Raw genomic sequence first — 24,913 nt, 5'->3', positions numbered from 1 at the left:
TTGTGTGCCTGCCTTGCATGGCATACTTGCCGCTTCGCAGCGTCGGCCCTGCCCGGCGCTGAACCACTGCATGCCGTGCCTATCGGGCTCTTTGAGAATATCAATTAGCCCCCCGCGGGATGTTCACGCATAATCACGTTTTGTCGCGGTGCGCCGCAGCAAAGTGCCTGGCAAGCTTCACGCCGGGCCAGCGGCGGACACTGTACTTATCGCAACCGTATCTGGAGATAGTCTTATGAAGACCGTTGGTGAAAAGCTCGAAGCCTTCCACGTCGTCGGTGTCAAGCCGGGTTTCAACAATCACGAAGAGAACGGCCAGTCGGCTTTCGAAGACATCACCGAAAAGTCGTTCGAAGGCAAGTGGAAGGTCATCTACTTCTACCCGAAGGACTTCACCTTCGTGTGCCCGACCGAAATCGTTGCCTTCGCCAAGCTGAACGGCGACTTCGCTGACCGCGACGCGATCGTGCTGGGCGGTTCGACCGACAACGAGTTCGTCAAGCTGGCATGGCGCCGCGAGCACAAGGACCTGAACAAGCTGAACCAGTGGCAGTTCGCCGACGTGACCGGCTCGCTGATCGACCAGCTGGGCGTGCGTGACCAGGCCGCCGGCGTTGCCCTGCGCGCGACCTTCATCGTCGACCCGGACAACGTGATCCAGCACGTTTCGGTGAACAACCTGAACGTCGGCCGCAACCCGGACGAAGTCCTGCGTATCCTGGACGGCCTGCAAACGGACGAGCTGTGCCCGTGCAACCGTGCCGTTGGTGGCGCAACGCTGTAATTTGCGCTGTCACCTGCAATTCTTCGCCAGACACCGTGGCGAGCCGCGGAGGGCCCTGCCCTCCGCTCCGAAACCCGCTTGCGCGGGTTTTTTGGGCCCCGATCGATAGGAGAAATAAATGGAATTCCTCAGCACAATTAAAAATCTCATCCCCGATTACGCCAAGGATATCCGCCTGAATGTGGACGGCACCATCGCCCGTTCCTCGCTGGAAGGCAACGATGCGGTCGGCGTGGCGCTGGCGGCGGCATTCGCGGCGCAGAGCAAGGTGCTGGTGGATGCCATCCGCAATGCCGGCGTGCTATCGCCCGAGGAAACCAACGGCGCACTGACCGCCGCGGCGCTGATGGGCATGAACAACACCTGGTACCCATACGTCGAAATGGCGGACGATACCGACCTGTCGACCCAGCCGGCCGGCCTGCGGATGAACGCCTACGCCACCCATGGCGGCGTGGACAAGCGCCGTTTCGAGATGTACGCTCTGGCCGCGTCGATCGTGGGCAAGTGCCACTTCTGCGTGAAGTCGCACTACCAGCTGCTGAAGAACGAACAGGGCATGACCGCGCAGCAGCTGCGCGACGTGGGCCGCATCGCCGCGGTGATCGTGGCCGCGGCCAACGTGATCGCCGCCGAGTAAGCAGGCAGCGAGCACGTAACGAGCACGCAACAAGCACACAGCGCGCCCCCGCGCCCTCCGACGGGGCCGTCCCACGGCCCCTGTAGCACAGCAGCCGGCAGCTTCCCAGCGGGAACTGCCGGCTGTTCCCATCTTGCAACCGCCCCCGCATCGGGACTGCACTGGCGCGGCGATCGGCCTACAATCCAGGCAGCATATGCACTTTCAGCCTGCCATGACCCTGCCTTCGCCGACTTCCCCCCGTTTCCACTACCGCCTTGCCGCGGTGCATGACTGGGGCGACATCGCTGCCGTCACGCAGCAAGCCTATGGCCAGTATGAGCTGGAAATCATGGAAGACTGCCGGGCCTCGTTCCAGCGCGGCATGCAGGCGGTACTGGCGACCAGCAATCCCGACATGGAATGGTGGGTGGCGGAAACCGATCACGGCATCATGGGTGCCGTGCTGTTCTGCCATCCCGGGGCTACGCTGCCCGCGCTCGACGGCAGCACCATCACGCTGACGCAGCCGGAGGCGCGGCTGCTGTCGGTCAGCCCGCAGGCGCGCGGCCTGGGGCTGGGGCGCACCCTGATGCAGATCTGCATCCAGCGCGCGCGCGATATCGGCTCCCCTACGCTGCTGGTGCGAACCATGCCGGAGATGGACTCGGCCAACCGGCTGGTGCAGCAGATGGGCTTCACCAAGCGCACCGAGGCCGGTGCGCGCTCGGGCGCGATGGCGCGGCTGATCGACTACACCTACGCCATCCCGCCGGACAACGCCCCGGCGGCGGACGCGCCGCGCAGCTAGCAAAGCTCGTCCGCGCCACCCACTGCGCCCGCCACAGGTCGCTCAGTCCTGCGCGCCCGTCACCGAGGCGCGCCAGACCAGCACCGCGGCCTGCGCCACGATGCCTTCCTGCCGTCCTTCGAAGCCCAGCTTTTCGTTGGTCTTTGCCTTGACGTTGCAGCGCCCCGGCGCCAGCCCGAGGTCTTCCGCCAGGTTAGCCACCATCGCGCCGATATGCGGTGCCAGCCTGGGCGCCTGCGCAATCACGGTGGCATCGACATTGCCGATTTCATAGCCCGCCTCGCGCACGCGGCGCGCTGCCTCGCGCAGCAGCACGCGGCTGTCGGCGCCGGCAAATCGCGCGTCGGTATCGGGGAAATGGCGGCCGATATCGCCCAGCGCGGCTGCGCCGAACAGCGCGTCAGTCACCGCGTGCAGCAGCGCGTCGGCATCGGAATGGCCCAGCAGGCCGCGGTCGTGCGGGATCTCCACGCCGCCCAGTATCAGCTTGCGGCCCGGCACCAGCGCGTGGACGTCATAGCCCTGACCCACGCGGATATCGAAAGGCATCATTGCGGTTACGCTCCTTATGCTCCTGTTGCTCCTGGTGCGCCTGTACCCAGCAGCACTTCGGCGAGCGCGAAGTCTTCCGGGTATGTCACCTTGAAATTGCGCAGCGAGCCGTTGACCAGCCGCGGATGCAGCCCCAGCCGTTCGATCGCGCTGGCTTCGTCGGTCACCACCGCGCCGGCCGCCAAGGCATCCTGCAGCGCCTGGCGCAGCACGCCCAGCCGGAACATCTGCGGCGTCTGCGCCTGCCACAGCCCTTCGCGCGGCACGGTGCCGCCAATGCGGGCATCGTCCTGCGCGCGCTTGAGGGTGTCGGGCACCGGCACCGCCAGGATGCCACCGATGGCCGCATCCGGATCGTCGTCGCCGTCGCTTTCGACCGCGCGCACCAGCGCGTGGATCATCGCCGGGGTCAGGCCCGGGCGCGCCGCGTCGTGCACCAGCACCCAGTCGGTATCGGTGGCGCCGAGCTGGGCCAGGTGATGCAGCCCGGCCAGCACCGACGCATGCCGCGTGTCGCCGCCAACGAAGGCGGTGTCGAAGCGCAGCCCGGCGAACGCAGCGGCGCCGAAGCGCGATTCCAGCGGCATGTCATCGGGCGCCAGCACCAGCGCGGTGGCGTTGATCGCGTCGCACGCCGAGAACGCCGCCAGCGCGTACCAGATCATCGGCCGGCCGGCCACGGTCTGGTATTGCTTGGGAACGGCGCCGCCGGCGCGGCTGCCGGTACCGGCACAGGGAATCAGGGCAAAGCGGCGAGCGGACACGGCTGGGGCAGGAAGTGGATGGCGAAGTGAAGCTGCAAGGGACTGGGCTAGCGCAGGCGCCGTGGCGCCAGCGGGACAACCGGGTCGCATTCTATAATACGGCCCTTGCCCGTCGCCATGGCGCATGCGTGCCTGGCGGCGTGGGCGGGTGCCGCCACGTGCCCGCAGCATTCTGTCCGACCCCCGCCCGCGCTGCCGGCGGGGTGTCGTCGTTTTGAACGCCCCGTTGCCGACATGCCTGACGCTACGCCCTCCCTGCCCTTCGTCAACCTGCCGCTGGTCAAGCCCGGCCTGCGCCACACCGTCGCCGGCCTGCGTGGCTCGGCCGATGCCCTGGCCCTTGCCGCCTACGCGCGGCAGCACCGCGCGCGCGCGCCGATGCTGGCAGTGGTGTGCGCCAATGCCGTCGACGCCCAGCGCCTGGCCGAGGAAATCCCCTGGTTCGCGCCCGAGCTGCGCGTGCGCCTGCTGCCCGACTGGGAAACGCTGCCCTACGACAGCTTCTCGCCGCACCAGGACCTGGTCTCCGAACGCCTGGCCACGCTGCACGACATCCAGGGCGGGCAATGCGACGTGATGCTGGTGCCGGCCAGCACCGCGCTGTACCGGCTCGCGCCACCGTCCTTCCTGGCCGCCTACACCTTCTTCTTCAAGCAGGGCGAGCGCCTGGACGAGGCCGCGCTGAAGGCGCAGTTCACGCTGGCCGGCTACGAGCACGTCAGCGCCGTGATGCGCCCGGGCGAATACAGCGTGCGCGGCGGCCTGATCGACCTGTACCCGATGGGATCTGCGCTGCCGTACCGGATCGACCTGTTCGGCGACGAGATCGAGACTATCCGCGCGTTTGACCCGGACACGCAGCGCAGCCTTTACCCGGTCAAGGAAGTGCGCCTGCTGCCGGGCCGCGAATTCCCCCTCGACGAAGCCGCGCGCACCGCGTTCCGCGGCCGCTGGCGCGAAGTCTTCGAGGGTGACCCGACCAAGTCGCCGATCTACAAGGACATCGGCAACGGCGTGCCGTCGGCGGGCATCGAGTACTACCTGCCGCTGTTTTTCGAAGAAAGCGCGACGCTGTTCGACTACCTGCCCGCGGATACCCAGCTGGCCTTCGCGGGCAACATCGACGAAGCGATCCGCCGCTTCTGGGCCGACACCACGCAGCGCTACAACTTCATGCGGCACGACCGCGAGCGTCCGCTGCTGCCGCCGGCCGACCTGTTCCTGTCCGAGGAGCAGTTTTTCGTCGGCGCCAAGCCGATGGCGCGGCTGGTGCTGCAGACGGAGCCAGGCGCGGACCAGGTGCCGTTCTCGGCGATCCTGCCGGATGTCTCCGTCAACCGGCGCGCGGAAGATCCGCTGGTCAACCTGGAATCGCTGCTGCTCGACAAGCAGACCCGCGTGCTGATGTGCGCCGATTCCGCCGGCCGGCGCGAGACGCTGCTGCAGCTGTTCGCCGAAAGCGGCCTGCGCCCGCATCCGGTGGACGACTTTGCCGCATTCCTCGCCGGCGAGGCGCATTTCTCGATCGCGGTGGCACCCTTGCAGAGCGGCTTCGCGTTGCCGCAAGGTCAGCTCGCCTTCGTCACCGAAGCCGAGCTATATGCCGGCACCGCGCGCCGCGCCGGCCGCCGCAAGCAGGAGCAGGCCACCGCCGTCGACTCGATGGTGCGCGACCTGGCCGAACTGAAGATCGGCGATCCGGTGGTGCACAGCGAGCACGGTATCGGCCGCTACCACGGCCTGGTGTCCCTCGACATGGGCCAGGGCGACGAGGAATTCCTGCACCTCGAATACGACAAAAGCAGCAAGCTGTATGTGCCGGTGCACCAGCTCCACGTGATCTCGCGCTACTCCGGCGCCGATCCGGACACTGCGCCGCTGCACCACCTGGGCTCGGGCCAGTGGGACAAGGCCAAGCGCCGCGCTGCGCAGCAGATCCGCGATACCGCTGCCGAATTGCTCAACCTCTACGCACGCCGCGCCGCTCGCGAGGGCTTCGCCTTCCCGCTGTCGCCAAAGGACTACGAGACCTTTGCCGAAAGCTTCGGCTTCGAGGAAACGCCGGACCAGGCCGCCGCCATCGCCGCAGTGATCGCCGACATGACCTCGGGCAAGCCGATGGACCGGCTGGTCTGCGGCGACGTCGGCTTCGGCAAGACCGAGGTCGCGCTGCGTGCGGCCTTTGTCGCGGTGCTGGGCGGCAAGCAGGTGGCGATGCTCGCGCCGACCACGCTGCTGGCCGAGCAGCACTTCCAGACGCTGTCCGACCGCTTCGCGGAATGGCCGGTGCGCATCGTCGAACTGTCGCGCTTCAAGACCAAGAAGGAGATCGACGCGGCCATCAGGCAGATCAACGAGGGCAGCGTCGATATCGTCATCGGCACGCACAAGATCCTGTCCGACCAGGTCAGGTTCCAGCGGCTGGGCCTGGTCATCATCGACGAGGAACACCGCTTCGGCGTGCGCCAGAAGGAAGCGCTGAAGACGCTGCGCGCCGAGGTCGACATCCTGACGCTGACCGCCACGCCGATCCCGCGCACGCTGGGCATGGCACTGGAAGGCCTGCGCGATTTTTCGGTAATCGCGACCGCGCCGCAGAAGCGGCTGGCGATCAAGACCTTCGTGCGCCGCGAGGAAGACGGCGTGATCCGCGAGGCCATCCTGCGCGAACTCAAGCGCGGCGGCCAGATCTACTTCCTGCACAACGAGGTCGAGACCATCGAGAACAAGCGCGCGAAGCTCGCCGAGCTGGTGCCCGAGGCGCGCATCGCGGTGGCGCACGGCCAGATGCACGAGCGCGAGCTGGAGCGCGTGATGCGCGACTTCGTCTCGCGCCGCGACAACATCCTGCTGTGCACCACCATCATCGAGACCGGCATCGACGTGCCGACCGCCAACACCATCCTGATCCACCGCGCCGACAAGTTCGGGCTGGCGCAGCTGCACCAGCTGCGCGGCCGCGTCGGGCGTTCGCACCACCAGGCCTATGCCTACCTGCTGGTGCATGATGTCGACGGCCTGACCAAGCAGGCGCAGCGCCGGCTCGAGGCGATCCAGCAGATGGAGGAACTGGGCTCGGGCTTCTACCTGGCCATGCACGATCTGGAAATCCGCGGCGCCGGCGAGGTGCTCGGCGACAAGCAGTCGGGCGAGATCCACGAGATCGGCTTCCAGCTCTACACCGACATGCTCAACCACGCGGTCAAGGCGCTGAAGGCCGGCAAGGAGCCGGACCTGATGGCACCGCTGGCGGCGACCACCGAGATCAACCTCGGCACGCCGGCGCTGCTGCCCAACGACTACTGCGGCGATGTGCATGAACGCCTGTCGCTGTACAAGCGCCTGGCCAATTGCGAAACCGCCGAGCGTGTCGACGATATCCAGGAAGAACTGATCGACCGCTTCGGCCGCCTGCCGGCGCAGGCGCAGGCGCTGGTGGAAACGCACCGGCTGCGCATCGCCGCGGCGCCGCTGGGCGTGCGCAAGATCGATGCGGGCGAGGCCACCTTCAGCGTGCAGTTCGTGCCCAACCCGCCGATCGATGCCATGCGCATCATCGACCTGGTGCAGAAGAACCGGCATATCAAGCTGGCCGGGCAGGACAAGCTGCGCATCGAGGCCAAGATGCCGGACGTGACGGTACGCGCGCAGACGATCAAGCACACGCTGCGGCAACTGTCGTAAACCTGCGGGGCGGCGTCATGCGCCGATTGCATGGACTCGGTACACGACCGGGTGTAGCATCGGACTCCTGATCGGTTAGTGATAGCGCCCCATGCCAGCCCAAGCCGCCGCCCCCAGCCAGACCGTCAATGACCACGCCGCGCGAGGCAGCGCGCTCGAATGGACCCAGCGGCTGGTCGCCTACGACACCACCAGCCGCCACTCCAACCTCGGCCTGATCGAGACCGTGCGCGACCACTTCCTGGCCAAGGGCCTGAAGCCGCATCTGAGCTACAACCCGCAGCAGGACAAGGCCAATCTCTTTGTCACGGTGCCCGCGGCCGATGGCGGCACCAACGGCGGCATCGTGCTGTCGGGCCACACCGACGTAGTGCCGGTGGACGGCCAGGACTGGACCACCGATCCGTTCAAGCCGGTGATCCGCGATGGCAAGCTCTATGGCCGCGGCACCTGCGACATGAAGGGCTTCATCGGCACCAGCCTGTCGCTGCTGCCGGCCATCCTCGGCGCGAAGCTGCGCGAGCCGGTCCACTACGCCTTCTCCTTCGATGAAGAGATCGGCTGCATGGGCGCGCCCTACCTGCTGGCCGAATTGCGCGACCGCGGCGTGACGCCCGGCGGGTGCATCGTGGGCGAGCCGACCAGCATGCGCGTGATCGTCGCGCACAAGGGCATCAATGCCTACCGCTGCTGCGTGCGGGGCCAGGCCGCGCACTCGTCGCTGACGCCGCGCGGCGTCAATGCGATCGAATACGCGGCGCGGCTGATCTGCTTCATCCGCGATATCGCCGATGAATTCAAGGCCAACGGCCCTTACGACCAGGCCTTCGACGTGCCTTATACCACCGCGCAGACCGGCACCATCCAGGGCGGGATCGCGCTCAACACCATCCCGGCGCTGTGCGAGTTCGTATTCGAGTTCCGCAATTTGCCCGGGGTGGATCCGGAAGCGATCTACGCGCGGATCCATGCCTACGCCAACGACGTGCTGCTGCCGAAGATGCGCGCCGAGCATGCCGATGCCGACCTGACGCTCAGCAAGATTGCCGCCGCGCCGTCGCTGGATGTTGCCGAGCAGGCCGCGATCACGCAGCTGGTGCGCGCGCTGACGGCCGATCGCGAGACCAACAAGGTTGCCTATGGCACCGAGGCCGGGCTGTTCCAGCGCGCGGGCATTCCGGCGGTGGTGTGCGGGCCTGGCGATATCCAGCAGGCGCACAAGCCGGATGAGTTTGTCGCGCTGGAGCAGCTGGCGGCGTGCGAAGCGTTCCTGCATAAGGTGGTGGATAGCCTGCGCATGGCCTGACCAACTATGTCTGGCGTGACACCAGGCTCAGGATGTGACCAGGGCGCCCTTCAACCACTCGCCCGAGTTCTATGTGGACGAGCCGGCGCTGATCAACGGCGTGCGCGCGCTGCCCAACCTGACGGTGGACTACATGCTGATGGCGCGGCGCTGAGCATCCGGGCAGTGCTCAGCCAACCGGCCAGGGCGGCTACAATAGCGGTTTTTCCGCGTTGCCGCCCTGCCTGCCCGCCATGCTGCGCGCGCCCGATCCTCACCTGCCATGCCCCTGATCCTCCAGAGCACCGCCCCGCTTTCCGCCGCCGACCTCGACACCGCCCGCACCCTCGCCCGCGCCTCCGCGCTGGTGCCGCGCAGCGACACCGTGGCTGCCGCCGAGGACTGCGCGCCGCTGACGCCGGCGCTGCGCGATGCGCTGGATGATTTCTGCGGTCCGCGCGCGATCGACTGGGCCGTGGTCCCGGCCGGACGCAGGCTGTCGGATTTCCGGCTGGTGGCGATGGACATGGACTCGACGCTGATCACGATCGAGTGCATCGACGAGATCGCCGACTTCTGCGGCCTCAAGGCCGAGGTCTCCGCCATCACCGAAGCCGCGATGCGTGGCGAGATCACCGACTTCAACGAAAGCCTGCGGCGCCGCGTGGCGCTGCTAAAGGGCCTGGACGCCAGCGTGCTCGACCGCGTCTACGGGGAGCGCCTGCGCCTGTCGCCGGGTGCCGAGCGCATGCTGCAGGCCGTGCAGGCGCTGGGCATCAAGACGCTGCTGGTGTCCGGAGGCTTCGTCCACTTCACCGACCAGCTCAAGCCGCGCCTGAAGCTGGACTTCACCCGCGCCAACACGCTGGAAATCGTCGACGGCAAGCTGACCGGCAACGTGGTCGGCGAGATCGTCAATGCCGACGTCAAGGCCCGTACCGTGCAGGAGGTCTGCGCGCGGATCGGCGCCACGCCGGACCAGGCCATCGTCATGGGCGACGGTTCCAACGACCTCAAGATGATGGCAGTGGCCGGCCTGTCGGTGGCCTTCCGCGCCAAGCCGGTGGTGCGCGCGCAGGCCAGCGTGGCGTTCAACCACGTCGGGCTGGACGGGCTGCTGGCACTGTTCCCCCACTGAAGTCACGCAAGGGGGCGGCAGCGCCACTTCCGTGGCGTCGATTCCGTGGCGTGGATTCCATGGCGTCGGGTCCGTCGCGCCGCTGGGTGGCGGTTGTGCCACCTTTCGACGCCCCTTCTCCAACACTCCGGGCATCCCGGTCAGCGGAATCTACTGCGGCACTGGCCGCGCTGGCCGTGCCGCTGTCCAACGCCATCCTGACCGGCGACCACCTGCTGCGCAGCATCCCCAGCGGGCACTGGATCATCGCCGGCTTCGATATCGGCGCCATCGCGCTGGCGGCAGGCTTCGTCGCCCTCGCCCGCGCCACCCGGCGGCGTGCGCGCAGCGGACCGGCCGAATCGGTGTGGGCGCTGCCGCGTGCCGCCGCCGCGGCCACGGACACGGCCGCCGCCGGCGCCAAGCCGATGTCCGGCGCCGACGCCCGCTGAGCGCCGGCGGTTGAACGGGGCTCGGCTACACTACATGAGCCCCCAACCAACAGACCCGACCGCCATGGAACCGACCTTCCACCAGTTTTCCGAACTGTTCGCGCAACTCGGCCTGGCTTCCGATGAGGCCAGCATCCGCAGCTTCATCGGCCAGCACGCGCCGCTGCCAGACGATGTGGAGCTGGCAGAGGCGCCGTTCTGGACGCCGGCGCAGTCAGCGCTGCTGCACGACGAGCTTCTCGACGACGCCGACTGGGCCGAGGTGGTCGACCAGCTCAACCTGGCTCTGCGCAAGCCTGCCTGAAGCGGGCGCGGGGCGCCTGCGCGCCCCGCCTAAGCCTTACATCCCTTACGCCGCGCCCAACTGCGCCTCCATCGCCTGGCGCAGGTCGGCGATCAGGTCGCGCGTGTCTTCCAGGCCGATATAGAGCCGCACCAGTTCACCGGTGTCCTGCCAGCCGGCCGGCGGCCAGGTGCCTGCCGGACGCATGTTCTGGACGTGGTAAGGCACTGCCAGGCTGTGCGCGCCGCCCCACGACCAGCCGATCGCGAACAACTGCAGCGCCTCGACAAAGGCATCGACCTGCTGGCGCGAGTAGCGCGCGCGCAGGATGATGGCGAACAGGCCGGTAGCGCCGGTGAAGTCGCGCCGCCAGTTGGCGTGGCCCGGGCAGTCAGGCAGCGCGGGATGCAGCACACGCGCGACCTCGGGCCGCTGGCGCAGCCATTCGGCGACTTCGCGCGCGCCGCGGTCGTGCGCCGCCAGCCGCACCGGCAGGCTCGGCAGCCCGCGCAGCACCAGGTGGCAGTCATCGGCGGACACGCCCCAGCCCATCAGCATGCGGGTGCGCCGCAGGCGGTCGTGCAGCGCATCGTCACAGGTCATGACCGCGCCCATCAGCACATCGCTGCCGCCGGACTGGTATTTGGTCAGCGCCTGCACCGAGATATCGATGCCTTTCTCGAACGGGCGGAAGTAGACGCCGCCCGACCAGGTGTTGTCGATCGCGGTCAGCACGCCATGCGCCCGCGCGGCGGCGACGATGGCATCGGTGTCCGCCACTTCCATCGTCACCGAACCCGGCGACTCCATCCAGATCAGGCGCGTCTCGGGCCGGATCATCGCGGCCATGCCGGCAGCGTCCATCGGATCGTAGTAGCGCACCGACACGCCATAGTCGCGCGCCAGCCATTCGCCATGGTCGCGGTTGGGGCCGTAGACGTTGTGCGGCATCAGCACGTCGTCGCCGCTCTTGAGCAGCGCGAAGTAGACCAGCGAAATCGCCGCCAGCCCGGAAGGCAGCAGCAAGGTATGGCGCGCCCCTTCGATCAGTGCCAGGTGCTGGCACAGCGCCTCGCTGGTCGGGGTGGCGTGCAGGCCGTAACGCCAGTAGGTGGTGGCACCGTCACCTTGCGCACGCAGTTCGGCCAGGTTGCGGAACACCACGGTCGAGCCACGGTGGGTGGCGGGCGAGAATGAGGCAAAGCCGGAGGCGATGTCCAGCTCGGGCTGGACCGCGACGGTCTGCAGGTAATGGGGGCGGGATGCGGGCTTGTCGGACGGCGAATCGGACACGGCGGATTCCTTGCTGGCTGCTGGCCGGCGCTGGCACGATGCCAAGCAGGCATCACGCTGTCCGGCCAGGAATGAGACTCGGTGAGCCTTCGAGCTTACCAGCAAATGCCGGCCGCGCCACCGGGAACGACGGCGGTTCGCATTTCAGGGGAAGATGCGTGCGCTTACCAGCCCGAGATCGACGACTTGGGCGGCGGCGGGGCGTAGGTGACGCCGCTGTTGGGCGTCATGTCGAAAGGCGGGATGACCAGCACGCCCAGCGGGCGGATAAAGAACGGCAGCACGATGGCGGGATTGAAGGCATCGGTCCAGGTGCCGCGCACGGCGCCGCTGGCGTCGATGTTGCCCTCCCAGTTGCCGGTTACGCGCGTACCATCGTCCGACTCTTCCATCAGGAAAGCGCCGTTTTCCCATTCGCCGGCAAGCAGGCGCACACCGGCGCCGCGGCCGCTGTATTCGCCGCGCACGCTGTCGCGCTCGTCGGGCTTGGGGCCGAGCCGCAGTCGCACGGGCTGGTCGCCGACCTTGCCGACATAGACCGGCAGCGAGGAATACTCGGGGCGCGGCGCCAGCGGCCTGGGCGCGCCGGTCGACAGTGCCGTGCCACGTTTGGCCTCGCCATCGCGGATGGCCTGGTTGATGCCCAGGCTTTCACCGCCAACCGATGCCGCCCCAACCGGGCCGGTCGACAACTCGGTCGCCGGTGTCGCCTGCGCCGTGCCCGCCAGGACGAGCACGGCAGCCAGCGCCGGGACAGACAATTTCAGCAGCACACGGCGCAAGTCGAACCTCAGATGCGTTCGAAGATGGCGGCAATGCCCTGCCCGCCGCCGATGCACATCGTCACCAGCGCGTAGCGGCCTTGCACCCGTTGCAGCTCGTACAGCGCCTTGACCGTGATCAGCGCGCCGGTGGCGCCGATCGGGTGGCCCAGCGAGATGCCCGAGCCATTCGGGTTGACCTTGGCCGGGTCCAGGCCCAGCGCCTTGGTCACGGCGCAAGCCTGCGCGGCGAAGGCCTCGTTGGCTTCGATCACGTCCAGGTCCGACACCTGCAGGCCGGCGCGTTCCAGCGCGATCTTCGTCGCCGGCACCGGGCCGATGCCCATGGTCTTCGGATCGACACCGGCATGGCCGTACGAGACCAGGCGCGCCAGCGGCTTCAGGCCGCGGCGCTCGGCCTCGGCGCGCTCCATCATCACCACTGCGGCGGCGGCATCGTTCAGGCCCGAGGCATTGCCGGCCGTGACGGTGCCGTTTTCCTTGGCGAACACCGGCTTGAGCTTGGTCATGTCGTCCATGGTCGCGTCATGGCGCACGTGCTCGTCGGTGTCGAACGTCACATCGCCCTTGCGGCCCTTGCTCACCACCGGGACGATCTGGTCCCTGAAATAGCCGGCCTTGATCGCGGCGGACGCGCGGCGGTGCGATTCCAGCGCGGCTTCGTCCTGCTGCGCACGCGAGATGTCGTATTCCCTGGCCACGTTCTCGGCCGTGACACCCATGTGGATGCGGTGGAACGGGTCGTGCAGCGCGCCCAGCATCATGTCGACCAGGCCGGCGTCGCCCATGCGGGCGCCCCAGCGGGCCGCGGGCGCCAGGTACGGGGCGCGGCTCATGCTTTCGGCACCGCCGCCGATGGCGACGTTGGCATCGCCCAGCAGGATGGTCTGCGCGGCGCTGACGATGGCCTGCAGGCCCGAGCCGCACAGGCGGTTCACGGTCAGCGCGGGCGCGTTGATCGAAACCCCGCCGTTGACCGCGGCAACGCGGCCCAGGTACATGTCGCGCGGCTCGGTCTGGATCACGTTGCCGAACACCACGTGGCCGACGTCGTCGCCGGATACCTGCGCGCGGGCCAGCGCCTCGCGCACCACCAGCGCGCCCAGTTCGGCCGGCGCCACGTCCTTCAGGCTGCCGCCAAAGGTCCCGATCGCGGTACGGACACCGCTCACCACTACGACTTCACGCGTCATGACTTGTCTCCCAGGAGGTTTGTTGCGCTGCACAGTATAGCGGCGCCCGCGCAGAAACGAACGACCGTACTTTTACCTAATCGCGCCGCGCCCCGCCTCGTCCGGCAGGACTAGCTCAGACCTCGCCCCACAGGTCGTGACCATCGGCGCCCGTGATCTTCACGTCGACGAACTCGCCTGCGCGATAGCGCTGCGAGGTACGCTCCGGCGGCGCGATATAGACCAGGCCGTCGATTTCCGGCGCATCCGCCGACGAACGGCCGATGCCGCCGTCCTGGTTGACCTCGTCGACCAGCACGCGCAGGGTCTGGCCGACCTTGCGCTGCAGCCGGCGCGCGGACACTTCCTCGGCCACTTCCATGAAGCGGGCGCGGCGCTCCTCGCGCACCTCGTCGGGCAGCGCGCCCGGCAGGTCGTTGGCCGTGGCGCCTTCCACCGGCGAGTATGCAAAGCAGCCGACGCGGTCCAGCTCGGCCTCGGCGATAAAGTCCAGCAGCGTCTGGAACTCGGCCTCGGTCTCGCCCGGGAAGCCGGCGATAAAGGTGCTGCGGATGGTCAGCTCGGGGCAGATCTCGCGCCAGGCACGGATGCGGTCCATGGTCTTTTCGGCGTTGGCCGGGCGCTTCATGCGCTTGAGCACGTCCGGGTGGGCGTGCTGCAGCGGCACGTCCAGGTACGGCAGCACGTGGCCGTTGTTCATCAGCGGGATGATCTCGTCGACGTGCGGGTACGGATAGACGTAGTGCAGGCGCACCCAGGCGCCGTACTGCGCGGCCAGTTCGCCCAGCGCCGCCACCAGTTCGGTCATGCGGGTCTTGAGCGGACGGCCGTTCCAGAAGCCGGTGCGGTACTTGACGTCGACGCCATAGGCGCTGGTGTCCTGCGAGATCACCAGCAGTTCCTTGACGCCGGCCTTGAACAGATTCTCGGCCTCCAGCATGACCTCGGCCACCGGGCGCGACACCAGGTCGCCACGCATCGACGGGATGATGCAGAACGAGCAGCGATGGTTGCAGCCTTCCGAAATCTTCAGGTAGGCGTAGTGCTTGGGCGTCAGCTTGATGCCGGCGGCCGGCACCAGGTCGGTAAACGGGTCGTGCGGCTTCGGCAGGTGCGTGTGCACGGCCTGCATCACTTCGCCCAGCGCATGCGGGCCGGTCACGGCCAGCACCTTGGGGTGCACCGACGACACGATGTCGTGCCCCGCCGCATCCTTCTTGGCACCGAGGCAGCCGGTCACGATGACCTTGCCGTTCTCGGTCAGCGCCTCGCCGATGGCGTCCAGGCTTTCCTGCACAGCCTCGTCGATAAAGCCGCAGGTATTGACCACCACCAGGTCGGCGCCGTCATAGGTGCCGCTGATGGCATAGCCCTCGGCGCGCAGCTGGGTGATGATCTGCTCGGAGTCGACCAGGGCCTTGGGACAGCCGAGCGAAACGAAACCCACGCGCGGACTACTGTCTTTCTGGGTCGTTGATTCTGAAGGGTTTTTCACGGTGCGATACGAATGTGGGGCAGGCGCGGCGGAGTATATCCGGTTATCGCGCGGGCGATCGGGCGCCAGGCGATGCAGGCCAATCGCGTATTTTACCCGTTTGCCAGTCTTTGCCGGCGCCTGACGCCACACTTGATGGCTGGTTCAGCCAGGAATCGGAGAGGCGCCGGGAGCACTCAGCAGCAGACGCGCGATCTCGGCCGAGTCCTGCATGCGCCGGATTGCGTCATGCAGTTCGGTGGCCTGCGGCCAGGTCCGCTTCAGGTAGCTGAGCCAGAGCTTGACCCGGCCGTGCTCATGGCAGGACGAGATCCGTTCGTGCAGCTTCTTCAGGTACAGCGAGATCTGGCGCAGCACCAGCGGCCATTCGGCGGCGGACGGCGTGCGCTCCATCTGGCCGCGGATGCGCCGGACCAGGAAAGGGTCGGAGACCGCGCCGCGCCCGATCATCACATCGTCGCAACCGGTCACTGCGCAACAGCGCTCCCAGTCGGCGACGGTCCAGACGTCGCCGTTGGCAATGACCGGAATGTCGATGGCCTCGGCGATCCGCGCGATCCACTCCCAATGCGCGGGCGGCCGGTAGCCGTCGTCGCGCGTGCGCGCATGCACCACCAGCGACGCCGCCCCGCCCTCCGCCAGCGCGGCGGCGCAGTCCAGCGCGAGAGCGGTATCGGAAATGCCCAGCCGCATCTTGGCGGTCACGGAGATATGCGCCGGCACCGCGGCGCGTACTGCGGCCACGATGCGGTTCAGCAAGTCAGGTTGCCCGAGCAGCATGGCGCCGCCGCCATGCCGGTTGACGACCTTCGCCGGACAGCCGAAATTCAGGTCGATGCCGTGGGGCGACAAGGTCGCGGCATACGCGGCATTGCGCGCCAGCCATTCTGGGTCGCTGCCTAGCAGCTGGATCACCATCGGCGTACCGCTGTTGGTGTAGCCGCCCTGCAGGGTTTCGGGCGTATCGCGCTCATAGACACGGGCGGGAAGCAGCGAGCCCGTCACCCGCACGAACTCCGACACGCAGCCGTCGTAGCCGCCAAGGCCAGTCAGCACGTCGCGCAGGACGTAGTCCGCAAGCCCCTCCATCGGAGCGAGGATCAGCCGGCTCATGATCAGGAGTGCGCCAGGCGGCGTGCGCCGGCTTCGCGGGCGCATAAATGGCAAGGACGGTGGATTCTGGAAGGCATCGGGATTCGCGCTATGCAGGCGAGTCCGCAAATGAGCCGCCAGTTCAGGAGGTCGGCATTTTAACCGCTTTGGCCGCTGCGCTGCACGACGGGGCTGTTTATCGACAGCGCACAGGAAAAGCGGCAGGCCGAACGGCCCGCCGCCACGTCGATTACTTCTTGTCCGGCTGGTTGAACGGGAACGTCCCGAACATATTCTTGGCCTGGTTCTGCATCTGTTCCTGCATCTGCACGAACAGGTTCTTGCTCTGCTCGATGTAGTTGCTCATCATGCCCTGCATCATCGGGCCCTGCATGTTCATGAACTGCGACCACATGTCGGGGCTGAAGGCCTCGCCCGAATACAGGCCCTTGGAATTCTCGGCCAGCTTGTTCTGGATATCGATAAAGGCCTGGATGTTCTTTTCCAGGTAGGTGCCCATCATGCCCTGCATGGCATGGCCGTAGAACCGGATGATCTGCGACAGCATGGCACTGGAGAACATCGGCACGCCGCCGGTCTCTTCTTCAAGGATGATCTGCAGCAAGATGCTGCGGGTCAGTTCATCCCCCGACTTGGCGTCAACGACCTTGAATTCTTCGGAATCCATGACCAGCTGCTTGACGTCAGCCAGGGTGATATAGGTGCTGGTCTGGGTGTCGTAGAGCCTGCGGTTCGGATACTTCTTGATCAGTCGCTCTGCGCCTTTTTTGGTCGTGGCCATCGGTGCTCTGTCCTTGTGTCGTCGCTGATTGCGCGCTGCTGCACCGCATGGGGTGCACTGCGCAAATCGGTACCGCCTGCGCCATCTGTGTTTGTCGTGTCGGCTTGCCGCGGCGTGTTCGCGCATGGCTGCGCGTTGCGGCTTCGCCACCTCGCCCCCGCGAGGGCCGCACTGCACGACTATGGTGCTGGCTGCGCCGCTGCCCTGATTCTATGCCCAACACAGCACTAAGAAAAGCGACCCAGCTTAAGGAAAACCCGGTAAACCCACGCCAAATCGGCAGACAAACCGCTGCGCGGAAATGATTCGCGGGCCCTTGCGGCCCGCGAAAGAGACAGCGAAACCAAACCTCCGCCGCCTTGTGCGCCGCGCTGGCTGCACCGCAAAATGCGGCCGCCGGCGCGGTTGCCGATCACGCCGGCAGGTCAGCCCATGTGCAGGCCGCCGTTCAGCGAGAAGTCGGCGCCGGTCGAGAAACCGGACTCATCGGACGACAGCCAGGCGCAGATCGAAGCGATCTCGTCCGGCTCGCCCAGGCGCTTCACCGGGATCGTGGCGACGATCTTGTCGAGCACGTCCTGGCGGATCGCCTTGACCATGTCGGTGGCGATATAGCCCGGCGAAACGGTGTTGACCGTCACACCCTTGGTCGCCACTTCCTGCGCCAGCGCCATGGTGAAGCCGTGCAGGCCGGCCTTGGCGGTGGAGTAGTTGGTCTGGCCGAACTGGCCCTTCTGGCCGTTCACCGACGAGATATTGACGATCCGGCCCCAGCCACGGTCGACCATGCCGTCGATCACCTGCTTGGTGACGTTGAACAGCGAGGTCAGGTTGGTGTCGATCACCGCATCCCAGTCGGCGCGCGTCATCTTGCGGAACACCACGTCGCGCGTGATGCCGGCGTTGTTGATCAGCACATCGACCTCGCCAACCTCGGCCTTGACTTTGTCGAAAGCGGCCTTGGTCGAATCCCAGTCGGCAACGTTGCCTTCCGAGGCAACGAAATCGAAACCGAGCGCCTTCTGCTGCTCGATCCACTTTTCACGGCGCGGCGAGTTGGGGCCGCAGCCGGCCACCACACGAAAGCCATCCTTGGCCAGGCGCTGGCAAATGGCGGTCCCGATGCCGCCCATGCCGCCGGTCACATACGCAATGCGCTGAGTCATGTCCACTCCTTGATTGGCTCTTCGTTATCGTTGCCGGGCCCGCGAGGACCGCTGGCCCGGCCTACTGCTGATTCGTTGCCGCTTGATACCGAACTGGTTGCGGATCAGTTGCGCTCAACCGCCAGCGCCACGCCCATGCCGCCGCCGATGCACAGCGAGGCCAGGCCCTTCTTGGCGTCGCGCCGCTTCATCTCGTGCAGCAGCGTCACCAGGATACGGCAGCCCGATGCACCAATCGGGTGACCGATGGCGATGGCGCCGCCGTTGACGTTGACCTTGGAGGTATCCCAGCCCATCTGCTGGTGCACCGCCAGCGCCTGCGCGGCAAAGGCCTCGTTGATTTCCATCAGGTCGAGGTCCTGCGGCGTCCAGCCGGCACGCGACAGCGCGCGCTTGGAAGCCGGCACCGGGCCCATGCCCATCACCTTGGGATCGACGCCGGCGTTGGCGAAGCTCTTGATCGTGGCCAGCGGCGTCAGGCCCAGTTCCTTGGCCTTGGCCGCCGACATCACCACCACCGCGGCGGCGCCGTCGTTCAGGCCCGAGGCATTTGCCGCGGTCACCGAGCCGGCCTTGTCGAAGGCGGGCTTCAGGCCGGCCATGCTGTCCAGCGTGGCGCCATGGCGGACAAACTCGTCGGTCTTGAACGCAACCGGGTCGCCCTTGCGCTGCGGGATCAGCACCGGCACGATTTCCTCGTCGAACTTGCCGGCCTTCTGCGCGGCCTCGGCCTTGTTCTGCGAGCCGACGGCAAATTCATCCTGCGCCTCGCGCGTGATGCCGTATTCCTTGGCGACGTTCTCGGCGGTAATGCCCATGTGGTACTGGTTGTACACATCCCACAGGCCATCGACGATCATGGTGTCGACCAGCTTGGTATCGCCCATGCGGAAGCCGTCGCGCGAGCCCGGCAGCACGTGCGGAGCGGCGCTCATGTTTTCCTGGCCGCCGGCCACCACGATCTCGGCGTCGCCGGCAGCGATGGCATTGGCCGCCAGCATCACGGCCTTCAGGCCCGAGCCGCAAACCTTGTTGATGGTCATGGCCGGCACCATAGCCGGCAGGCCGGCCTTGATCGACGCCTGGCGCGCCGGGTTCTGGCCCGAGCCGGCGGCGAGCACCTGGCCCATGATGACTTCGCTGACTTGTTCCGGCTTGATGCCGGCACGCTCCAGCGCCGCCTTGATGACTACTGCGCCCAGTTCGGGGGCCGGGATCTTGGCCAGCGATCCGCCAAACTTGCCTACTGCGGTACGGGCCGCGGAAACGATGACAACGTCAGTCATGGTGTAGTCCTTTCGATGGAAATGGAAAGCCTGCGCGGCAGCCGATGCCGCCAGTGTGGCGGCCCGGCCATCATGCAAGCATCATGCCTTGGCTTTGACGTAACGCCCAGGCGCGGGTTCGATCACGGGATAGCGCGCGTTGCCGTACTCGGCGGGCGCGGCGCGCTTGGCACCGGCATGGCCGGCAAGCCATGCCATCCAGTCTGGCCACCAGCTGCCGTGGTGCTCGGTGGCATCGGCCAGCCATTGCTGCGGCGATGCCGCCAGCTTGTCGTTGGTCCAGTGGCTGCGCTTGTTCTTGGCCGGCGGGTTGATCACGCCAGCGATATGCCCGGATGCGCCCAGCACGAAGCGCACCTTGTTCTTCAGCAGCGCGGTCGAGGCATAGGCGGCGGTCCACGGCACGATATGGTCCTCGCGCGAGCCGTAGAGATACGTCGGCGTGTCGATGCTGCCCAGGTCGACCGGCACGTTGCACACGGTCAGCTTGTTGGGCACCTTCAGCTCGTCCTGCAGGTAGGTGTGGCGCAGGTACCAGCAGTACCACGGGCCCGGCAGGTTGGTGGCGTCGCCATTCCAGAACAGCAGGTCGAACGGCACCGGCGTGTTGCCCTTCAGGTAGTTGTCGACCACGTAGTTCCACACCAGGTCGTTCGGGCGCAGGAACGAGAAGGTATTGGCCAGCTCCAGCCCGCGCAGCAGCGAGCAGGGTGCGCCGGCACCACCGCCCAGCGTGGCTTCGCGCAGCTGCACATGGGCTTCGTCCACGAACACGTCGAGGATGCCGGTATCGGCGAAATCGAGCAGCGTGGTCAGCAGCGTCAGGCTCGAGGCCGGATGCTCGCCGCGCGCGGCCAGCACTGCCAGCGCGGTCGAGACGATGGTACCGCCCACGCAGAAGCCCAGCACGTTGATCTGGTCCTGGCCGCCGATATCGCGCGCAACCTCGATGGCCTTGATGGCGCCGTGCTCGATGTAATCGTCCCAGGTGGCGGCCGCAAGGCTGGCATCGGGATTGCGCCACGACACCAGGAACACCGTATGGCCCTGCTCCACCGCATGCCGCACCAGCGAGCTTTCCGGCTGCAGGTCGAGGATGTAGTACTTGTTGATGCACGGCGGCACCAGCAGCAGCGGGCGCGCATGGACCTTGGCGGTCAGCGGCTTGTATTGCAGCAGCTGGAAGTATTCGTTTTCATAGACCACCGCACCTTCGGTCACGGCAACGTTGCGGCCGACCTCGAACGCGGTCTCGTCGGTCTGCGAAATCTTGCCGCGCGTCAGGTCTTCGAGCATGTTGCGCACGCCGGCGCGCAGCGATTCGCCGCCCGATTCGATCAGCAGCCGCTGCGCTTCGGGGTTGGTGACCAGGAAATTGGCCGGCGACATGGCATCGACCCATTGCGAGATCGCAAAGCGGATGCGCTGGCGCGTCTTGGCATCGGCCTCGACAGCGTCGGCCAGCTCGGTCATGGCGCGTGCGTTGAGCAGGTAGAACGCGGCGGCGAAGCGATAAGGAACGTTATTGCGCCACGCCTCGCCGGCGAAGCGCCGGTCATGCAGCGGCCCCGCGGCGTCGGGATTACCCTCGGCCATGGCCTGCCACAAGGCCACGAAGTCGTTCATGTAGCGCTTCTGGATATCGCCCAGCTGCGCCGGGGCGATCTTCATGCCTGCGAGCGCGTCCAGGCCCGGAATGCCTGCGACGGCCGCATGGCCGTTACCTCCTGTGCCCTGCCACTGGCGGGACCATTCCAGCCATGTGGCTGGATCGAATGGCCCCGGCGTGAACTTGAACGGTTGGGACTTGCCTTCCTGGATGGAAGCTGCCGCACCTTTGCCGGTCGCCATGATGTGAATTGTCTCTCTGCCGTCACTATACGAACCGGCTCCGGGCATTGCCCTGGCCGGCACTTTTGCATTGGGAGATGCTATCCGGATGGACCCGGCGCGCGCCTCACCCGAACCGGGCAGGCTAGCCAGATAATTCGCCGGAACCCCGGCGCCGCGCTTGCGCGGCGGATTCCGCCCATCCCGATAGCAACTCCCTTTTTACCGGCTACCGCGGCGCTCTGGCTGGCAACGCCATGCGGTATGCTTGCCGGCAAAAACCCTTGGAATCGTCAGCGATCCCGAGACATTTGAGGCCATTGTTGCCTTGCAACGTATGTACTGTCAATGTGGAAATCCGTCCTGGCGAAACGGGCTCCCTGACCTACCGGACGGTATGCCACGCCTGCCTCCGCCGAGGCTCCGCAGGATAGGCGAGAAGGATGAAAATTTTATGTACATCGTAGCCATTGGCTGGCTCTATGTCGCGCTGATGATGGCGATCACCGAGCACACGGTGGTGGCGGGCGTCGCCACGTTCGTGTTCTATGGGCTGGCGCCGGTGGCACTGGTGGTGTACATCCTGGGCACGCCGGCGCGGCGGCGGCGCAAAGCGCAAGCCGAGCGCGCGGCGCAGGCCGGCGGCAATGCGCCGCCGGTGGCGGAAACACCGCGGGAGAAGTAGGACTGACGCCTCAGTCGGCCAGCCAGACCAGGCTGGCCATGCGGCCGGTCACGCCGTCGCGGCGATAGGAGTAGAAGCGCGCTGCGTCGGTGACGGTGCAGGCATCACCGCCATACACCTCGGTGCAGCCGGCCCGTGCCAGCCGCGTGCGCGCGAGTGCATAGATGTCGGCCAGGTACTTGCCCGGGGCACCGGCACGGAAAGCCGCCGCAACAGCGGCCTGCTCGCCGGCATGCGCCTGCGCCAGGAAGGCGTCGCGCACCTCGGCGCCGACCTCGAACGCATCCGGCCCGATGGCCGGACCCAGCCACGCCAGCCAGCGCTGGTCCTGACCGCCGGCCGCGGCCTGCATGCGGGCCAGCGTGGCTTCGATAACGCCATTGCACAGCCCGCGCCAGCCGGCGTGCGCCGCACCCACCACCGTGCCTTGCGCATCGCACAGCAGGACCGGCAAGCAGTCGGCCGTCATCACGGCGCAGACATGGCCCGGTGCGCTCGCGACACTGGCATCGGCCTGCGGGGCCTGATCGCCTGCACCGGCCACGTGGCCGGCCGTGACCACGGCGCAGCCATGCACCTGGTCAAGCCAGCGCGGCATCGACGGCAGGTGCGCGGCCAGCCGTTCCCGATTGCGCGCGACGTCCGCCAGATCGTCGCCCACATGCGTGCCCAGGTTGAGCCCGCCCGGCATGCCGCCGGCAAGCCCGTACGGTCCCTGGCTGACGCCGCCATGGCGTGTGGTCGAGAGCGCGCGCACGCGCGCCGGCGCCGGCCAGCCGGGCACCAGCCATTGGGAGTCAGGCGTCGCGCTCATCGTCTTCATCCTCGTCACCCTCGCCGGCATATTCCCAGTGGGCTTCACCGCCTTCCCACACCTCGCCCCAGGCCTCTTCTTCCTCTTCATCCTGCGCGCTTTCGAAGTCGAGCGCATCGACCAGTGCCTGCAGGTCCGCCGGCGGCTGCGCGGTCCACGACATGTGCCGGCCGGTGGCCGGATGCACTAGGCCAAGCTTGTACGCATGCAGTGCCTGGCGCTCGAACGGCACCGGCAGCGGCACGCGGATGGCCGGACGCTGGCCGCGCTGGGTCGCGCGGAAGTAGACCGGATCGCCCACCAGCGGATGGCCGATCGATTCGAAGTGCACGCGGATCTGGTGCGTGCGCCCGGTCTCGAGCTTGCACATCACCATCGAGACAAAGCTGCGGCCCAGCGGCACCGTGGCCAGCGTGCGGAAATGCGTGCGCGAGGGCTTGCCGCTGGCCGTATGCACCACCGCCATGCGCGTGCGTTCGCGCGCGTCGCGGCCGATCGGCGCGTCGATGGTGCCCTCGTCGTAGGTGCGGCCCCACACCAGCGCAATGTACGTGCGCTTGACCGTGCGCGCCTGCAGCTGGCGCACCAGGTCGGTCTGCGCGGTCAGGGTGCGCGCGACCACCATCAGGCCAGATGTTTCCTTGTCGAGCCGGTGCACGATGCCCGCACGCGGCAGGGCGCTGGCGGCCGGGTCGCGATGCAGCAGCCCGTTGAGCACGGTGCCGCTCCAGTTGCCGGCGGCCGGATGCACCACCAGCCCGGCGGGCTTGTTGATGATCAGCAGCGTGTCGTCTTCATAGACCACGTCCAGCGGCACATCTTCCGGCGCAAAGGCAGAAGATTCGGGCGCGGCCTGCGGCTGCACCTCGATGCGGTTGCCCATCTGCACCGCATCGCGCGGGCGCCGCACCTGGCCGTCAACGCGCACCGCGCCGCTTTCGATCCACTGCTGCAGGCGGCTGCGCGAGAACTCGCTGAAGTGACGCGCGAGCAATTTGTCGAGGCGTTCGCCATGCGCGGCACTGTCCACCTCCAGGGACAGCGTTACCCCGGCCTCGGCGCCCGGCGCGGCATTGGCCGGCGCGGCCTCGGCAAGGTCCTCGAATTCCTCGGAATCGGCCACGGCTGCGGCGGCGCGCACCTGTTCGGGTGGCAGTCCTCCCACACCCGCGCCCGGTCGGGCTTGAGGTTGGGGGCTTGGGCTATAATGCTTGACGCTATTTTTCTTCATCCGGGATACGATTGCCCATGCAATTGCAGAGCATGAAACGCGCGCCGTGGCGCGCGACAATTGGAGCGGTTCTGCTCGCAGGCGGCTGCGTCATGCTGTCGGCATGCGGCCTGCTGGCGGACCAGCCCGACGAAACTGCCGGCTGGTCGGCCAACAAATTATATTCGGAAGCCAAGGACGCACTGGATGGCGGCGACTACACCCGCGCCGTCAAGCTGTACGAAAAGCTCGAAGGCCGCTATCCGTTCGGGCGCTATGCGCAGCAGGCGCAGATCGACACCGCCTACGCCAACTACAAGGACGGCGAGACGGCCGCAGCGCTGGCCGCGGTGGACCGCTTTATCCAGCTGCACCCGAACCACCCCAACATCGATTACGCCTACTACCTCAAGGGGCTGATCAACTTCAACGACAACCTGGGCTGGCTGGGCCGCTTCTCCGGCCAGGACCTGAGCGAGCGCGACCCCAAGGCCGCACGCGCCGCCTACGACGCGTTCAATACGCTGGTCACCAAGTACCCGGACAGCAAGTACACCCCCGACGCCGCGCTGCGCATGCAGTACATCGTCAACTCGCTGGCCCAGCACGAGGTGCATGCCGCGCGCTACTACTACAAGCGCGGCGCCTACCTGGCCGCGGTGAACCGCGCGCAGCAGGCGCTGAAGGACTATGACGGCGCGCCGGCTAACGAGGAAGCGCTGTACATCATGATCCGTTCGTACGATGCGCTGGGCATGAAGGACCTGCGCGACGATACCGCCCGCGTGATGGAGAAGAACTTCCCGGAAAGCGACTTCATCAAGTACGGCGAACGCCGCAAGGACAAGTCCTGGTGGGAAGTGTTCTGAACCTCGCCAACGCCCACGGGCGGCGATAAAAAACGGGACGTGTCG

General features: G+C 67.1%; 22 protein-coding genes and 1 pseudogene. 10 read left to right on the top strand and 13 right to left on the bottom strand.

The window, feature by feature from the left end; all coding sequences use genetic code 11:
- The first annotated feature begins 235 nt into the window (after positions 1 to 235).
- From AC5WJ1_RS06350 to AC5WJ1_RS06340, 3 genes are all read left to right on the top strand, one after another.
- Positions 236 to 784 (top strand): peroxiredoxin, encoded by a 549-nt coding sequence (locus tag AC5WJ1_RS06350; RefSeq protein WP_133096856.1) that lies wholly within the window; start codon positions 236 to 238, stop codon positions 782 to 784.
- Positions 785 to 902: 118 nt separating this feature from the next.
- Positions 903 to 1,424, top strand: coding sequence for a carboxymuconolactone decarboxylase family protein (locus AC5WJ1_RS06345; RefSeq protein WP_133096855.1), 522 nt, complete (start codon positions 903 to 905; stop codon positions 1,422 to 1,424).
- Between the two features lie 214 nt (positions 1,425 to 1,638).
- A complete protein-coding gene (locus tag AC5WJ1_RS06340; protein ID WP_133096854.1) occupies positions 1,639 to 2,214 on the top strand; it encodes a GNAT family N-acetyltransferase in 576 nt (191 codons plus the stop codon).
- Between the two features lie 42 nt (positions 2,215 to 2,256).
- Here AC5WJ1_RS06340 and ispF read toward each other — a convergent pair whose 3' ends face one another.
- Positions 2,257 to 2,766: a 2-C-methyl-D-erythritol 2,4-cyclodiphosphate synthase gene (gene ispF / locus AC5WJ1_RS06335; RefSeq protein WP_133096853.1), complete on the bottom strand. Its 510-nt coding sequence runs from the start codon at positions 2,764 to 2,766 to the stop codon at positions 2,257 to 2,259.
- Between the two features lie 14 nt (positions 2,767 to 2,780).
- Positions 2,781 to 3,530 (bottom strand): 2-C-methyl-D-erythritol 4-phosphate cytidylyltransferase, encoded by a 750-nt coding sequence (gene ispD / locus AC5WJ1_RS06330; protein ID WP_133096852.1) that lies wholly within the window; start codon positions 3,528 to 3,530, stop codon positions 2,781 to 2,783.
- 234 nt (positions 3,531 to 3,764) lie between these two features.
- Between ispD and mfd the strand changes: the two genes are divergently transcribed.
- From mfd to AC5WJ1_RS06305, 5 genes and pseudogenes are all read left to right on the top strand, one after another.
- Positions 3,765 to 7,214, top strand: a complete 3,450-nt coding sequence (mfd, locus tag AC5WJ1_RS06325; protein ID WP_133096851.1) for a transcription-repair coupling factor — start codon at positions 3,765 to 3,767, stop codon at positions 7,212 to 7,214.
- A gap of 91 nt (positions 7,215 to 7,305) precedes the next feature.
- A complete protein-coding gene (gene argE, locus AC5WJ1_RS06320; RefSeq protein ID WP_195431423.1) occupies positions 7,306 to 8,520 on the top strand; it encodes an acetylornithine deacetylase in 1,215 nt (404 codons plus the stop codon).
- 262 nt (positions 8,521 to 8,782) lie between these two features.
- Positions 8,783 to 9,637 (top strand): phosphoserine phosphatase SerB, encoded by an 855-nt coding sequence (serB, locus tag AC5WJ1_RS06315; RefSeq protein WP_494476425.1) that lies wholly within the window; start codon positions 8,783 to 8,785, stop codon positions 9,635 to 9,637.
- 155 nt (positions 9,638 to 9,792) lie between these two features.
- A pseudogene (locus AC5WJ1_RS06310) lies at positions 9,793 to 10,068 on the top strand (PepSY domain-containing protein); the annotation flags it as partial.
- A 64-nt stretch (positions 10,069 to 10,132) separates the two neighbouring features.
- Positions 10,133 to 10,372 carry a DUF2789 domain-containing protein gene (locus AC5WJ1_RS06305; RefSeq protein WP_029049291.1) on the top strand — a complete coding sequence of 80 codons (240 nt, stop codon included), beginning with the start codon at positions 10,133 to 10,135 and terminating at the stop codon, positions 10,370 to 10,372.
- Positions 10,373 to 10,417: 45 nt separating this feature from the next.
- Here AC5WJ1_RS06305 and AC5WJ1_RS06300 read toward each other — a convergent pair whose 3' ends face one another.
- From AC5WJ1_RS06300 to phaC, 9 genes are all read right to left on the bottom strand, one after another.
- The gene (locus AC5WJ1_RS06300) at positions 10,418 to 11,644 is read right to left on the bottom strand and encodes a cystathionine beta-lyase (protein WP_135705034.1); all 1,227 of its coding nucleotides are present in this window, start codon (positions 11,642 to 11,644) and stop codon (positions 10,418 to 10,420) included.
- Positions 11,645 to 11,808: 164 nt separating this feature from the next.
- Positions 11,809 to 12,417 (bottom strand): hypothetical protein, encoded by a 609-nt coding sequence (locus tag AC5WJ1_RS06295; RefSeq protein ID WP_494476424.1) that lies wholly within the window; start codon positions 12,415 to 12,417, stop codon positions 11,809 to 11,811.
- A 17-nt stretch (positions 12,418 to 12,434) separates the two neighbouring features.
- Positions 12,435 to 13,619 carry a beta-ketothiolase BktB gene (gene bktB / locus AC5WJ1_RS06290; RefSeq protein ID WP_494476423.1) on the bottom strand — a complete coding sequence of 395 codons (1,185 nt, stop codon included), beginning with the start codon at positions 13,617 to 13,619 and terminating at the stop codon, positions 12,435 to 12,437.
- A gap of 115 nt (positions 13,620 to 13,734) precedes the next feature.
- Complete coding sequence (gene rimO, locus AC5WJ1_RS06285; RefSeq protein ID WP_135705032.1) at positions 13,735 to 15,114, bottom strand: 30S ribosomal protein S12 methylthiotransferase RimO; 1,380 nt, start codon at positions 15,112 to 15,114, stop codon at positions 13,735 to 13,737.
- Between the two features lie 144 nt (positions 15,115 to 15,258).
- Positions 15,259 to 16,227 (bottom strand): tRNA dihydrouridine synthase, encoded by a 969-nt coding sequence (locus tag AC5WJ1_RS06280; RefSeq protein WP_494476422.1) that lies wholly within the window; start codon positions 16,225 to 16,227, stop codon positions 15,259 to 15,261.
- Positions 16,228 to 16,456: 229 nt separating this feature from the next.
- The gene (gene phaR / locus AC5WJ1_RS06275) at positions 16,457 to 17,008 is read right to left on the bottom strand and encodes a polyhydroxyalkanoate synthesis repressor PhaR (RefSeq protein ID WP_018004481.1); all 552 of its coding nucleotides are present in this window, start codon (positions 17,006 to 17,008) and stop codon (positions 16,457 to 16,459) included.
- Positions 17,009 to 17,433: 425 nt separating this feature from the next.
- Positions 17,434 to 18,174: a 3-ketoacyl-ACP reductase gene (locus AC5WJ1_RS06270; protein WP_135705030.1), complete on the bottom strand. Its 741-nt coding sequence runs from the start codon at positions 18,172 to 18,174 to the stop codon at positions 17,434 to 17,436.
- A 104-nt stretch (positions 18,175 to 18,278) separates the two neighbouring features.
- A complete protein-coding gene (locus AC5WJ1_RS06265) occupies positions 18,279 to 19,460 on the bottom strand; it encodes an acetyl-CoA C-acetyltransferase (RefSeq protein ID WP_029049660.1) in 1,182 nt (393 codons plus the stop codon).
- An 81-nt stretch (positions 19,461 to 19,541) separates the two neighbouring features.
- The gene (gene phaC, locus AC5WJ1_RS06260) at positions 19,542 to 21,311 is read right to left on the bottom strand and encodes a class I poly(R)-hydroxyalkanoic acid synthase (protein WP_135705029.1); all 1,770 of its coding nucleotides are present in this window, start codon (positions 21,309 to 21,311) and stop codon (positions 19,542 to 19,544) included.
- Positions 21,312 to 21,744: 433 nt separating this feature from the next.
- On the opposite strand from phaC, the gene AC5WJ1_RS06255 reads away from it, so the two are divergent.
- Positions 21,745 to 21,975, top strand: a complete 231-nt coding sequence (locus tag AC5WJ1_RS06255) for a hypothetical protein (RefSeq protein ID WP_494476421.1) — start codon at positions 21,745 to 21,747, stop codon at positions 21,973 to 21,975.
- A gap of 10 nt (positions 21,976 to 21,985) precedes the next feature.
- On the opposite strand, the gene pgeF is transcribed toward AC5WJ1_RS06255, so the two are convergent.
- Together pgeF and AC5WJ1_RS06245 are read right to left on the bottom strand one after the other, a co-directional pair.
- A complete protein-coding gene (gene pgeF / locus AC5WJ1_RS06250; protein WP_494476420.1) occupies positions 21,986 to 22,789 on the bottom strand; it encodes a peptidoglycan editing factor PgeF in 804 nt (267 codons plus the stop codon).
- On the bottom strand, positions 22,773 to 24,020 hold the full coding sequence (locus AC5WJ1_RS06245; RefSeq protein WP_494476419.1) for an RluA family pseudouridine synthase: 1,248 nt from the start codon (positions 24,018 to 24,020) through the stop codon (positions 22,773 to 22,775). The genes pgeF and AC5WJ1_RS06245 overlap by 17 nt, the downstream gene beginning before the upstream one ends.
- Before the next feature lie 17 nt (positions 24,021 to 24,037).
- On the opposite strand from AC5WJ1_RS06245, the gene AC5WJ1_RS06240 reads away from it, so the two are divergent.
- On the top strand, positions 24,038 to 24,868 hold the full coding sequence (locus AC5WJ1_RS06240; RefSeq protein WP_133096836.1) for an outer membrane protein assembly factor BamD: 831 nt from the start codon (positions 24,038 to 24,040) through the stop codon (positions 24,866 to 24,868).
- Positions 24,869 to 24,913: the final 45 nt, after the last annotated feature.

The sequence above is a fragment of the Cupriavidus sp. MEYA8 genome (assembly GCF_059278825.1).
Note: the sequence above shows the minus strand (reverse complement) of the source record. Positions and strands in the feature narration are given on the sequence as shown.